The 13,481-nt window shown below is 34.6% G+C and carries 11 protein-coding genes; 6 read left to right on the plus strand and 5 right to left on the minus strand.

All coding sequences use genetic code 11. The features are described from left to right. Positions 1–31: 31 nt before the first annotated feature. On the minus strand, positions 32–1,213 hold the full coding sequence (locus AC1B0Z_RS04375; protein ID WP_483794334.1) for an AIR synthase related protein: 1,182 nt from the start codon (positions 1,211–1,213) through the stop codon (positions 32–34). A gap of 292 nt (positions 1,214–1,505) precedes the next feature. Here AC1B0Z_RS04375 and AC1B0Z_RS04380 point away from each other — a divergent pair, with 292 nt between their 5' ends. Beyond that, complete coding sequence (locus tag AC1B0Z_RS04380; RefSeq protein WP_483794335.1) at positions 1,506–1,754, plus strand: type II toxin-antitoxin system ParD family antitoxin; 249 nt, start codon at positions 1,506–1,508, stop codon at positions 1,752–1,754. Further along, on the plus strand, positions 1,754–2,053 hold the full coding sequence (locus tag AC1B0Z_RS04385) for a type II toxin-antitoxin system RelE/ParE family toxin (RefSeq protein WP_483794336.1): 300 nt from the start codon (positions 1,754–1,756) through the stop codon (positions 2,051–2,053). Before AC1B0Z_RS04380 ends, AC1B0Z_RS04385 begins: the two co-directional genes overlap by 1 nt. Positions 2,054–2,448: 395 nt before the next feature. Here the strand turns inward: AC1B0Z_RS04385 and AC1B0Z_RS04390 are convergent, their stop codons facing one another. The 4 genes from AC1B0Z_RS04390 to AC1B0Z_RS04405 form a co-directional block, all read right to left on the minus strand. Beyond that, positions 2,449–2,772, minus strand: coding sequence for a hypothetical protein (locus tag AC1B0Z_RS04390; RefSeq protein ID WP_483794337.1), 324 nt, complete (start codon positions 2,770–2,772; stop codon positions 2,449–2,451). 114 nt (positions 2,773–2,886) lie between these two features. Then, positions 2,887–3,519 (minus strand): response regulator transcription factor, encoded by a 633-nt coding sequence (locus tag AC1B0Z_RS04395; protein ID WP_483794338.1) that lies wholly within the window; start codon positions 3,517–3,519, stop codon positions 2,887–2,889. Further along, complete coding sequence (locus AC1B0Z_RS04400; protein ID WP_483794339.1) at positions 3,516–5,171, minus strand: sensor histidine kinase; 1,656 nt, start codon at positions 5,169–5,171, stop codon at positions 3,516–3,518. The genes AC1B0Z_RS04395 and AC1B0Z_RS04400 overlap by 4 nt, the downstream gene beginning before the upstream one ends. Positions 5,172–5,227: 56 nt before the next feature. Then, positions 5,228–7,414, minus strand: coding sequence for a glutamine synthetase III family protein (locus AC1B0Z_RS04405; RefSeq protein WP_483794340.1), 2,187 nt, complete (start codon positions 7,412–7,414; stop codon positions 5,228–5,230). Positions 7,415–7,685: 271 nt separating this feature from the next. Between AC1B0Z_RS04405 and AC1B0Z_RS04410 the strand changes: the two genes are divergently transcribed. From AC1B0Z_RS04410 to AC1B0Z_RS04425, 4 genes are all read left to right on the plus strand, one after another. Next, entirely contained in the window at positions 7,686–8,708 is a 1,023-nt protein-coding gene (locus AC1B0Z_RS04410) for a glutamine synthetase beta-grasp domain-containing protein (protein ID WP_483794341.1), read from the plus strand. A 290-nt stretch (positions 8,709–8,998) separates the two neighbouring features. Next, positions 8,999–10,726: an OstA-like protein gene (locus AC1B0Z_RS04415; protein WP_483794342.1), complete on the plus strand. Its 1,728-nt coding sequence runs from the start codon at positions 8,999–9,001 to the stop codon at positions 10,724–10,726. A gap of 2 nt (positions 10,727–10,728) precedes the next feature. Continuing rightward, entirely contained in the window at positions 10,729–11,913 is a 1,185-nt protein-coding gene (locus tag AC1B0Z_RS04420; RefSeq protein ID WP_483794343.1) for an aspartate aminotransferase family protein, read from the plus strand. A 160-nt stretch (positions 11,914–12,073) separates the two neighbouring features. Continuing rightward, complete coding sequence (locus tag AC1B0Z_RS04425; RefSeq protein ID WP_483794344.1) at positions 12,074–13,462, plus strand: tetratricopeptide repeat protein; 1,389 nt, start codon at positions 12,074–12,076, stop codon at positions 13,460–13,462. Positions 13,463–13,481 lie beyond the last annotated feature (19 nt).

Here is a 13,481-nt window from a genome sequence, read left to right on the forward strand (position 1 = left end):
ATTCCATAGATTGTAATAATTTGGAATATTTTTATGAGTATATAAACTTACCAAACTCACTTTTTATTGTAAGTGATTTTTTTTCTGAAGCCTCTACTCTACCGATTATTTGTGCATTTACATTGAAAGATTTAGAAATTTCAATAATGTTATTCGCTATTTCTGGAGACACGTATAGTTCCATTCTATGCCCACAATTAAACACTTGGTACATTTCTTTCCAATCGGTTTTTGATTGCTCTTGAATCAGCTTAAATAGTGGCGGTATAGGAAACATATTATCCTTTACAATATGTAAATTATCAATAAAATGAAGAATCTTTGTTTGTGCGCCACCTGAACAGTGTACCATACCATGAACAGTATCACTTTTGTATTTTGAAAGTATTTCTTTAATAATTGGGGCATAAGTTCGTGTAGGCGATAGCACTAACCTGCCTGCATCAATTGGTGCGTTTTCAACGTCATCAGTAAGTTTTACTCGCCCAGAATATACTAAATCCTCTGGAACTGCAGCATCAAAACTCTCTGGATATTTTTCAGCTAAGTATTTATGAAATACATCATGACGGGCGGAAGTTAAACCATTGCTGCCCATTCCACCGTTATATGCTGTTTCGTAACTTGCTTGCCCAAAAGATGCTAAACCAACAATAACATCACCTGCTTTAATATTAGCATTATCAATCACAGCGCTACGTTTCATTCTTGCAGTTACGGTCGAATCCACAATTATGGTGCGCACCAAATCACCAACATCAGCAGTTTCACCACCCGTAGAATGAATGGTTACCCCAAAAGACTTTAAATCCGATATCAATTCTTCGGTCCCGTTTATTATTGCTGAAATCACTTCACCTGGAATAATAATTTTATTCCGTCCAATAGTTGAAGATAGCATAATATTATCTGTAGCACCAACACATAATAAATCATCAATATTCATAATTAAGGCATCTTGAGCAATACCTTTCCAAACGGAAACATCTCCCGTTTCTTTCCAATACATATAGGCTAAAGATGATTTTGTACCCGCGCCGTCAGCATGCATAATTAGGCAATAGTCTTCATCACCAGTTAAATAATCGGGTACAATTTTACAAAACGCCTTTGGAAACAGGCCTTTGTCTATATTTTTAATGGCGTTGTGCACATCTTCCTTTGAGGCTGAAACTCCTCGTTGTGCATAGCGTTTTGATACTTCTTGACTCATATAACTTTAGTATGCTACAAAGAAAAGGAATATTTTAAAGATTTATGGTTTTTAAGGTAATTATGAAAAGGGATTTATTAACGTGTTTTTAACCGAAGAAGCGAGTGTTGTGATTGAATTAACGTCACTTGATTTTATAAGAATTTTAATATATATTCGTTTATTATCCGATATAGTTCATTAAAACGGAACGATATCTCCACATTAGCAACAAGCAAAAACCCTGAATGGAATCTCAAGCTTAAAATTTTGAATTGATACCAAGAGTTGGTATATTTGAAAAAAAGTAGTTATGGCTAAAAACACATCTATATTATTAGGCGACTATTTCGACAACTTCATAAGTCGACAAATAAAAACTGGAAAGTACTCTTCAGCAAGTGAAGTTGTTAGAGCAGCATTGAGAATGTTTGAGCACGAGGAATCCAAAAAAGTGGAACTCATTAAGGAACTTAAAAAAGGAGAGAAATCGGGATTTGTCGAAAATTTTGACCGAAAAAAGCTTTTAAAACAATTACATCAAAAGCATCTGGCTGAATAATGAACTATATAATCAGTGAAGAAGCTAATAGAGATATTGAAAATATATGGCTTTATACATTCGAGAATTGGTCCGTTGAACAAGCTGACAGATATTTGAATTTGATAATTGATGAAATTGAATATTTGACTGAACATCCTAAATCTGGAAAGGATTATAATCAAATAAGAAAAGGATATTTTCGTGCTCGAATAAAATCACACTTTATTTTCTACAAAATTAATCTCAAGAAAGAACAAATTGAGATAATAAGAGTATTACACCAACGTATGGATTTAGAATCTCGATTGGACGAATGAAAAATGCCAGTTGCAAACACTGTGTGTAATTTATTGCTAATAAAGTCTTACTTACGAAAATTCCGCTGGAATTTTCTATCTGTGATTATTTGCTAACTTTAGTGCCTAAACCACGTGACGAAATCATACACTTTACCGTTAAACGAACTTACCAAAAAATGATTGTCTCTATTTAAAATTACATTTATCTTCAAACATCATGCTCATTTTCATATAACACATCAAGGATTAAAAGCATACCCAATTAATTAACCAATATGCAACAAAACTTAAAATCAAAGAATAAAGCATCTAAACCTTGTATAGCTTTAGATGCTTTTTAATCCAGTTTGAATAAGCAACATGACCTGACGCACTATTACATCTCATGGTACATGCTGCCTATCGAACCATAACTATTTAGCCTTTTTTCTCCAAGGCTTGTAGTTTTTATAGGCAGGCCCAGTTAATTTTTGCCTTTCACTATCTCCAATCTTTACAATAGTTTTTTCTTTACTTGTTTTATCTTCCCATGGCTTATAATTTTTATAAGCGGGTCCTGTAAGCTTTTCAGCTCTCTCAACGGTGTAAACAGCCGTAAGTATGGTTTTGTGCTTCCAAGGTTTGTAGTTTTTGTAAGCAGGCCCTTTTAAATCACTTCTTTTAACAATTTTATCTTCTTGTGCAAATGCTCCGAGAGATATAAGTAAACTTCCTAAGATTAATGCAACTTTTTTCATGATTATTTGTTTTATGGTTCATGACAAAATTACACACCAATACAGGTGTTTAGGACTATAAGAATGTACCGAATCTGTATCCGTATTTATACGGATATTGAAGATTATATGATGTTAAATCAAGTTGATTTTAGCAGCTTTCTTTATGAGTTCTGCAGTGTTTTTTACCTCTAGTTTTTTTAAGATGTTGGCTCTATGAGTTTCTATAGTTCTAGTACTCACAAATAGTTTAGCTGCTATTTCTTTTGTGGTTAATCCCTCTGATATTAAACCCAAAACTTCGGTCTCCTTATTTGATAAAAGATTAGCACTAACATTTTGGGTTGACATGAAATTTATCATTTTCTCTGAAATCTCAGCACTAAAATATTTTTTTCCTTTATTTACCCTTCTTATGGCCAGAGTTAACTCATCTTCATCTGTGTTTTTTAGCAAGTAACCATAAGCACCACTTTTAGCACACTTAGCAATATAATTACCATCGCTGTGCATAGATATCACAATGGGTTTGATGTCTGAATTTAAGGTTTTCATGTTTTCTAAAACTTGAAATCCATCCATATTAGGCATAGTAATATCTAAAAGTACTATATCCACCGCCGCATCACTAGCTATAAAATCTAAAAACTCTTTGCCGTCTGCTACACTTTTTACTATTTCTATATCATCATGCTTCCCAAGCAATTCAGCTAAGCCACTTCGGAAAAGCTCATGATCGTCTGCTATTACTAATTTAATCTCGCTCATAATTCTACCGGTAGCTCTATTTCAAAGGTTGTATTTTCTGGTTTAGAGTTAATTTCAATTTTACCGTTGCAAATTTCTACACGTTCTTTTATATTAATGATTCCAGAACCTAATTTTACAGTATCAACATTAAAACCAATACCATCATCGAAGTAAAAAAGAGATATAAAATCATCAAACTCTGAAAGTGTGATTCTAATATTTTGTGCTTGAGAATGTTTCAATGAATTATTAATCAATTCTTGACTTATTCTAAAAAGATTAATGCCTTGGTGTTTGCTTATTTTCGTAAGGTCTCCCTTGGTTAAATCTTCGTATTCTATATTAACCGTTGTTGATTTTTTTAAACTTTCAACAAAATTTGTTAATGTATCGCCTATGCCAAAATCATCTATTGAGGACGGCATCAGCGCATTGGACATTAGCCTTATTTCAGAAATGGTATCGTCAACTATCCGTTTCATCTCTGTTTTCCTCTCCTCATTTTCAACCCTATTCTCTATATAATGTTTCAAAGACGTTAAGTATGGACCAATACCGTCATGAAGTTCTCTTGATAAGCGTCGTCTTTCTTTTTCAAGACCATCTACCAGCATACGTTTTGCCTGTATCCTGTTGTTTTCCTCGTTGTTTCGAAATTCTATTAGCTTGTCTCTCATGGCAATCAGGCTTTTACCCAACAGATCATTGGAACTATTGGGCTGGTAATCGGTATTTAAATTCATATTCCCAAGTGCATTAGAAAATTTTACCGCTCCCTGCAAGGACGCTTTTAAATTAGCCAGAGCATCAAACATTTGCTTCATTTCATTAGAGTTTTTTGTAAACTCGTTGCTCTGGTTATAATCCCCATCTGCCATAACCTTTAAACTTTGCTGCATGTTGCGTATGGGATCGGTAATTATTTTTGTAAGAAATAGGGAGAGCACAACAGCAACTAATAGAATAACCAATGTTAACACAATAAGCCTTGATCTTAATTCTCCTAAGGGCTCCACAACCTCACTCACATCAATCTCAGAAAGAATAACTAGTTTAAGGTTTGAAATATTGATGAGACTATACACACTATATACATCTATACCACGATAATCCTCAAAAGCTCCCCTGCCATCTACTCCATTTAGCGCATTAATCACACCTTCTGTTTTTACCTGCATAGTGTAAGGTGTTTTGTCCGGAAAAAAACGGGACTGAGAGCGCATCCTGAAATCTTCGCCTACAATATAAGATTCTCCACTTTTACCCATCCCAGTGCGTTCTAGTAAAATCTTTTTGATTTTATCGTATTCTAAAATCTTAATTCTTGAACCCTCATCGGAATTTGCTACGAATCCTATTGAAGTTTCATTATTGATGTGATACGGTGTAAAATCATAAACGCCTTCGATATTCTGGATGCTATCTAAGGATACAAATAACGCCTCATCAAAATCTTTATCATCTATTTTAGAGGTTAAAAACTTATTCCATTCAGATTTTATTAAATTTTGAAGCTGAATTTGCTTAAGTGTTCTTATAGAGTTTAGCTGCAATAAAATACGATCATTTAAAACTTTTGAAAACTGATTGTAGAATGAAAAAGATAATATAGCAACAACTAAAGCGATTAAGCTATTAATTAGTATTAATATTAATGTTTTGATGTTCATTAAAAATCAGGATAAAATCACATTGGGATTACATTTGGATTTTCTATTATTACACATTAGCGCGTAAACAGCAATTCCCTATATTTTGTTAGTGGCCAAAGTTCGTCATCAACCAATAATTCAAGCTTATCACAATGGTAGCGTATATCGCTTAAAAACGGTTTTACATTATCACAATAGGCCTCGGCTTTTTTAGTTGCGTTCTCCAATATATTTGCCTTTTTACGGGCATTAATCATATTGGTAACATTTTTATTGATACCATCTATATGGCCAGAAATAGCTTTGATAAGATTCAATTGCTCTTTGCCCAAACTGTTATAATCCTTATCAAAAATTTCTTTTAGTCCCTTAACGTTATCTATCAAAATGTTTTGGTATTTTACGGCGGTTGGCACTATATGATTTCTTGCAATATCGCCAAGCACCCTACTCTCAATTTGGATATGATTGATGTAAGCTTCAATTTCCACTTCATAACGCGCTTCCGCTTCTATTTTACTCATTACCCCCATTTCTTCGAATAAGCTCATGGTGCTTTTATGTAGTTTTACCTTTAAAGCTTCGGGCGTTGTTTTATTATTGCTTAACCCTCTTTTTGCAGCCTCTTTTTCCCATGCTTCACCATAGCCATTACCTTCAAACAAAATATCCCTAGAAGCCTTGATGTACTCGCGTAATACATTAAAAACAGCTTCATCCTTCTTAAAATTCTTTTTATCGATCAACACATCTGTTTCTTCTTTAAATTCTTTCAACTGTTTAGCTACAATGGTGTTTAATACCATCATAGGGTTGCCACAATTTTCCATGGAACCCACTGCCCTAAACTCAAACTTATTTCCTGTAAAGGCAAACGGAGATGTTCTGTTTCTATCAGTATTATCGAGTAATACATCAGGAATTTTACCAACGACATTTAGTTTTAAATCGGTTTTTTCCTGAGGTGATAATTTTCCTTTTGTCACTCCTTCTAATTCCTGCAATACTTTTGTTAATTGCTCTCCAATGAAAACCGATATAATTGCAGGCGGTGCTTCATTTGCCCCCAACCTATGATCGTTACTTGCGGAGGCGATTGATGCTCTTAGCAATTCTTCATTTTCATACACCGCTTTTATGGTATTGATAAAAAAGGTTAAAAACTGAAGGTTGCTCATAGGAGTTTTTCCCGGTTTCAATAAATTAACGCCTGTATCAGTTGAAAGCGACCAATTATTATGCTTACCAGAACCATTAATGTTGGCAAAGGGTTTTTCGTGTAACAGAACTTTAAAATTATGGCGAGACGCAATACGCCCCATAACATCCATTAGTAAGGAATTGTGGTCTACTGCCAAATTAGCTTCTTCATAAATTGGTGCAATTTCAAATTGGTTTGGTGCCACCTCATTATGTCTTGTTTTGGCTGGTATCCCTAAAAGCATGCATTGATTTTCTAAATCGCGCATAAAGTTTAATGCCCTATTGGGAATGGATCCAAAATAATGGTCGTCCAATTGCTGTCCCTTGGCTGAAGAATGCCCCAATAACGTTCTTCCCGTTTGAGTAATATCTGGTCGGCATGCTGCAAGGTTTTTATCAACCAAAAAATACTCTTGTTCCCAACCCATTGAACATGTTACCTTCTTTACATTTTTATCAAAATACTTACATACTGCAGTGGCGGCATCATCCACAGCGTGAAGTGCACGCAACAGTGGCGTTTTATAATCTAAGGCCTCTCCTGTATAGGCTACAAAAATAGTAGGTATACATAAGGTAGTTTCATAAATAAAAGCGGGCGAAGATGGATCCCAAGCGGTATATCCTCTTGCTTCAAACGTATTGCGGATACCACCACTAGGAAAACTAGAGGCATCAGGTTCTTGCTGCACCAATTGACTGCCCCCAAATTTTTCAATCGCACCTCCATGCTCTAGAGTTTCAAAAAAAGCATCGTGTTTTTCTGCAGTTGCCCCAGTTAATGGTTGAAACCAATGGGTATAATGTGTTACGCCCTTTGATAGTGCCCAATCTTTCATAGAAGAGGCCACTTGGTCTGCGACGTTTCTACTTATTTTTTTTCCGTCTTCTATTGCACTAATTACACCTTTAAAAGCATCCCCCGTTAAATATTGGCGCATTTTGTCTTCATTAAAAACATTAGCGCCAAACAACTCAGATCGCTTACCTTCTTCAACAAAAATTATGGGTTTATAGCTTATGGATTCTTTAAGTGCATGAAATCGTAAAATGGCCATTATTAACGTTTGTTTAGTTTGTAAAAATTAAAATACAAAAATAATTGATTAGAAGTAACAAATAAGCACGAACGTACTTTTTTCCGGTTATCAATATTTCAATATTTATATAAAAAACTATACTTTTTTTAAAATAAACCTTAAAAAAATAGGGGATAAATAAAAATAACATTGCCTTTTATGAAAACCACCCCTAATAATTTAAAGTAACTCAATAAAAAATTATATTTGTTCAAATTAATAAAAATTATACATCAATAAATCAATAATTATGGCTAAAATTAAATTAGAATACCTTTGGTTAGATGGTTACAAGCCAACTCAAAACTTGAGAAGTAAGACTAAGGTAGAAGAGCATGAAAACTTTAAAGGTACATTAGAAGAAATAGGAAACTGGTCTTTTGACGGATCTTCAACGAGACAAGCTGAAGGTGGTTCTTCAGACTGTATTTTGAAGCCTGTAGCAATCTACCCTGATCCAGACAGAATCAACGGTTACTTAGTGATGACTGAAGTTTTGAATGCTGATGGTACTCCGCACGAATCTAATGGTAGAGCTACTATTGATGATGATGATAATGATTTTTGGTTTGGTTTTGAGCAGGAGTATTTCATTATGGATACTGCAACACAATTACCTTTAGGTTTCCCTGTAGGTGGATATCCTGCGCCTCAAGGTATGTACTACTGTTCTGTAGGTGGAAAAAACACCCACGGTAGAGATTTAGTTGAAGAGCATGCCGATTTATGTATCGAAGCTGGATTAAACTTTGAAGGTATCAACCAAGAAGTTGCTTGTGGACAATGGGAATTCCAACTATTCGCCAAAGGCGCTAAGAAAGCTGGTGACGAAATTTGGATTGCAAGATATTTATTAGACCGTTTAACTGAAAAGTATGGTTACTACATTGAGTACCACCCAAAACCACTAGGAAAAGACATGGACTGGAACGGTTCTGGTATGCACGCTAACTTCTCAAATACCACATTGAGAACTGCTGGTAAAAAAGAAACCTACGAAGCTATTTGTGAAGCATTCCGCCCAGTGGTAAAAGAACATATTGAAGTATATGGAGAGTTTAACGACCAACGTTTAACTGGTGAGCACGAAACTGCGGCTATAACAGACTTCTCTTATGGTGTTTCAGATAGAGGAGCTTCTATCCGTATCCCTGTTGCAACTGTAGAAAGCGGTTGGAAAGGTTGGTTAGAAGATAGAAGGCCAGCATCAAACGGTGATCCTTACAAAATTGCAGGAAGAATTATTAAAACAGTTAAATCTGCTAATATTTAATTCTTAATAAATTAGTTAAATCTCAGAAAACGCTTCAATCAGTTGGAGCGTTTTTTGTTTTATGGCCCTTACCTGCCAGCAGGCAGGCTTTCACTACTCAATCCCTCCTTCGTCGGGGATTTCAAGCACCTGTGCTGAGCGCAGTCAAAGTATGCCGTTCAATCACTAACGCACCATTCTGCAAATGCACTTACCAGCCCTATGGTACTTCTTTACCTGTTAAACTTATGCCAATTTTCATAATAGAAACATCATTTTAATCGTTATTTTTGCCACAAACCTATATTATCTTGAAGGCTTTCTTTACTATATTCTTAGTGTTGCTATTTTGTTCTATCAAAACAAATACTATCAAAGCACAACAAAAAATAGAAATTAAATATTCTGGATTTTTGACATATGATGAAGATGAATATCCTGGAGCAAGGATATTGACGAGGGACGACTCAGAGCAAGTTCATATTTTTCATAGCGGCACAGACATGTGGTGTGATAAAGCATACTATTATGGCAACGAAAACTTTATCGAAGCCTATGGCAATGTAAAAATGATTCAAGGTGACACTATAAATATGACCTCCAAATACGTGGAGTACAATGGCAAAAATCAGTTGGCATTTGCAAGTGGTGAAGTAGTTTTAACCGACCCAAGTTCTACAATCACCACTGATACTTTATATTTTGACAGAGAGCGCCAGCAAGCATTTTATAGAAGCTACGGAACCGTAGTAAAAGATTCGTCAGGAACCATAACCAGCAAAATAGGGCGTTATTATATGCAGGATAAAAAATATCGTTTTGTTGAGGATGTGGTACTTACAAACCCTGAAGCAGAAATTATAACTGACTATTTTGATTTTTATTCAGATACTGGTCACGCCTATTTATTTGGGCCTTCAACCATAACTACAGAAGAAAGTGTGACGTATTGTGAAAAAGGCTATTACGATACCAAAGCAAAAACAGGTTATGCCATGAAAAATGCAAAAATTGACTATGACGGCAAGGAAATAGTTGGTGATAGCTTGTATTTTGATCAGAATATTAATTTTTCGTCTGCAACAAATAATATTAAAATTACAGACACCGTAAACAATAGTGTTGTAAAAGGGCATTATGCTGAAGTTTTTAAGGCGAAGGATTCTATTTTCATCACAAAACGCGCCTATGCGATTACGGTGCAAGAGCAGGATTCGATTTATATACATGGAGATACGCTTATGGTTACTGGTAAACCAGAGAAACGAATAACCCGAATTTTTAGGAATGTAAAATTATATAAATCTGATATGAGTGGTAAAGCAGACTCTGTTCATGTTAATCATGAAAGTGGGCTTACTCAACTTATAAATATAAATGCACCTGGCGCCAATGCAGCCTTCTCAACAGCAAGAAAACCTATTTTATGGAATTTGGGTAATCAAATGACGGGCGATACCATCCATTTGCAATCTGATCCGGAAAAAGATAAAATGGACTCGCTAATTGTTTTTAACCATGCGTTTTTAATCAGTAAGGATACCTTAGGAGATGGCTTTAATCAAATAAATGGCAAGAAATTAGTAGGACTTTTTAACGATGACAATCAATTATATCATGTGGATATCATTAAAAACGCCCAGTCAATTTATTACTTCAGAAATGAAAATGGAGAATTAGTTGGTATAGATAAATCGAAATCAGGCTTAATCAATATACTAATCCACAACAATGAGATTGAGGAAGTACGCAAGATAAACCAGATTGATGGAAAGATTTATCCAGAGTCTGAATTTCCAAAAAATGAAAAAATACTAAAAGGCTTTGATTGGCGTGAGGAAGAACGCCCAAATAGTGTTGAAGATTTATTTAAAGACGATCCGCCTTTAGAATTACCAATAATTAAAGGTTTGGATGATTATATTGAAGAAGAAGATTTTTTTGATGAAGAAAACATTAAAAATGCCGATACACAACTAAACAGCAAAGGATCAAAAGAAAAGAAAAAGAAGCCCCAAAATGATAAAAAGAGAAGTTGATTTTGAAACAAGACTTCTTTAAATACCAAGCGCAAACTACACCACACCCGCTGTCCGTGGAAATTTCGCATGCAGAGGGTTGCTATATATACGATATCAATCAAAAAGGGTATTTAGATTTTGTTGCAGGCGTGTCAGCTTGTCCTTTAGGACATAATCATCCCAAAATAAAAGACGCCATAAAAAAACAATTGGATAAGTACCTGCATGTAATGGTGTATGGAGAATATATACAAAAACCAGCAGTAGAACTTACAAAACTTTTAGCGCAGCATTTACCCAAACCATTAGAAAAAACCTATTTAACAAATTCTGGCACCGAAGCTATCGAAGGCGCTTTAAAGCTCGTGAAAAGAGTAACTGGAAGAAGCGAAATTATTGCTGCTAAGCATGCGTATCATGGCAATACCATAGGAGCTTTGAGTGTTATGGGTTATGAAGAACGTAAACAAGCGTTTAGGCCCTTACTACCAGATATTAGATTTATTGAATTTAATAATGAAAAAGACTTAGAATTCATAACTACTAAGACCGCTGGTGTTATCCTTGAGACCATTCAGGGTGGTGCAGGTTTTATTGAACCTACTAATAATTACCTTAAAAAGGTTCGTGAAAAATGTGATAGCACAGGAACACTTCTAATTTTAGATGAAATTCAACCTGGCATAGGTAGAACAGGTAAACTCTTTGGGTTTGAACATTACAACTGTATTCCAGATATTTTAGTGACTGGCAAAGGACTAGGTGGTGGTTTACCCATTGGAGCTTTCACCGCTTCATCAGAGCACATGGATTTACTCATGGATAACCCAAAATTAGGACATATTACTACGTTTGGAGGCCATCCATTAATTGCGGCATCTGCATTAGCCACTTTAAAAGAAATTACTGAAACCGGTCTGATATCTCAAACATTAGAAAAGGAAAAATTGTTTCGTAGACTGCTAAAACACCAGCTGATTAAAGAAATTAGAGGCAAAGGATTAATGTTGGCTATGATACTCCCCTCCACTGAGATAGCAAACCATTTGGTTTTAGAAAGCCAAAATCATGGATTGATACTTTTCTGGCTGTTATTTGAGCCAAAAGCGGTTAGAATTACCCCGCCACTTACCATTTCCAAAGAAGAAATCATTAAAGGATGTAGTATTATTTGTTCTCTTTTAGATAAAATAACGGAACAATAAAACTTTTAAACATCTGATTTTTAGATATTCAAACCTATGTCTTTGTAAAATCAAAGAAACTTGTTCATTACTTTGTTAAAAACATTTACAACAAGCTTTTAAAACTCCTATATGAGAACATTATTTTTATCTCAGTTGAACAGTACACTCAAACGTGTTTATGGAGTTTAGTCAAAGCGACAACAACAATTTGCCTCTTACTAAGTTTGAATCGATGTTAAAAACAAATCATGTTTTGTTTTTTGATTCCGAAGAATTTGAAAACATCATTCATCACTACCTCAACCAAGGAAAGATAGCTTTAGCAAAAAAAGCGATAAAACTTGGTTTGGAACAGCACCCCTCCTCTATTAACCTCAAACTTTTTAATGTAGAGATTTACGTATTTGAAAATAATCTTGATGCTGCCGACAGTCTATTAAATGAGCTTTACCAATTAGAGCCGCATAACGAAGAAATCTTCATTCAGAAAGCCAATATTCTTTCAAAACAAGACAATCATAAAAAGGCTATCGAAGTACTTAAACATGCGCTTGATTTAACGGAAGATGTGGTAGATATATATTCGCTTATAGGAATGGAGTATTTGTTTTTAGACGCTTTTGATGATGCAAAAACCTACTTCATGAAATGCCTTGAGCAAGATATTGATGACTATTCTGCATTATACAACGTTATTTACTGTTTTGATTATTTAGAACAGCACCAAGAGGCTATTGATTACTTAAATATCTTTTTAGACAAGAATCCATACTGTGAAGTAGGATGGCACCAATTAGGGAAACAATATGTTACCCTCAAAAATTACAAAAAGGCACTTGCCGCTTTTGATTTTGCTATAATTTCGGATGACACCTTTGTTGGGGCTTATTTAGAACGTGGAAAAGTTTTAGAAAAACAAAGGGAATTTGTTGAGGCCATTGAAAGTTATCAGATAACTCTTGAATTAGATGATCCAACTTCTTTTGCGTTACTAAGAATTGGCGGTTGCTACGAAAAATTAGGAAACTGCGATTTGGCACTTCAATATTATTATAAAACGGTACGCGAGGACCCTTTGTTGGATAAGGGCTGGATAGCAATTACTAAATTTTACAAGAAAAAGAAAAACTTACAAAAAGCGCTATATTATATTAATAAAGCTATCAATATAGATGCTGAAAATGTAAATTATTGGAAGCTATATGCTCAAATAAATCAAAGTTTAAATTTCTTTGAAGAAGCAGAACGTGGTTACAAAAAAGCGCTTGAATTGGGCAATTTTGAATTGGATACTTGGATTACGAGAGGCGACCTATTATTGCAACTTGGAGAGCCACAAGCTGCTATCTTTAATTTTGAGCAAGCACTAGAGTTTTATCCCGATAATGCTGAAATACAGTATCGTTTAGGAGGTTTGTTTTTTACCATCAAAGAAAGAGACAAGGGTATTTATCATATAAAAAATGGTTTAAAAAATAACGAGGAATTTAGTTTTATTATAGATGAATTATTTCCTAAGCTACTTGCAAATGAACTAGTAACTTCATTAATTAATTCCAAGTCGTAAATTGCTTCAAATTACATAC

This window comes from Hyunsoonleella sp. J2K-J805 (genome assembly GCF_057167125.1).

Coding starts and splice junctions, on each gene's coding strand:
- AC1B0Z_RS04375 (WP_483794334.1), bottom strand. CDS start 1,213: ATGAGTCAAGAAGTATCAAAACGCTATGCACAACGAGGAGTTTCAGCC.
- AC1B0Z_RS04380 (WP_483794335.1), top strand. CDS start 1,506: ATGGCTAAAAACACATCTATATTATTAGGCGACTATTTCGACAACTTC.
- AC1B0Z_RS04385 (WP_483794336.1), top strand. CDS start 1,754: ATGAACTATATAATCAGTGAAGAAGCTAATAGAGATATTGAAAATATA.
- AC1B0Z_RS04390 (WP_483794337.1), bottom strand. CDS start 2,772: ATGAAAAAAGTTGCATTAATCTTAGGAAGTTTACTTATATCTCTCGGA.
- AC1B0Z_RS04395 (WP_483794338.1), bottom strand. CDS start 3,519: ATGAGCGAGATTAAATTAGTAATAGCAGACGATCATGAGCTTTTCCGA.
- AC1B0Z_RS04400 (WP_483794339.1), bottom strand. CDS start 5,171: ATGAACATCAAAACATTAATATTAATACTAATTAATAGCTTAATCGCT.
- AC1B0Z_RS04405 (WP_483794340.1), bottom strand. CDS start 7,414: ATGGCCATTTTACGATTTCATGCACTTAAAGAATCCATAAGCTATAAA.
- AC1B0Z_RS04410 (WP_483794341.1), top strand. CDS start 7,686: ATGGCTAAAATTAAATTAGAATACCTTTGGTTAGATGGTTACAAGCCA.
- AC1B0Z_RS04425 (WP_483794344.1), top strand. CDS start 12,074: ATGGAGTTTAGTCAAAGCGACAACAACAATTTGCCTCTTACTAAGTTT.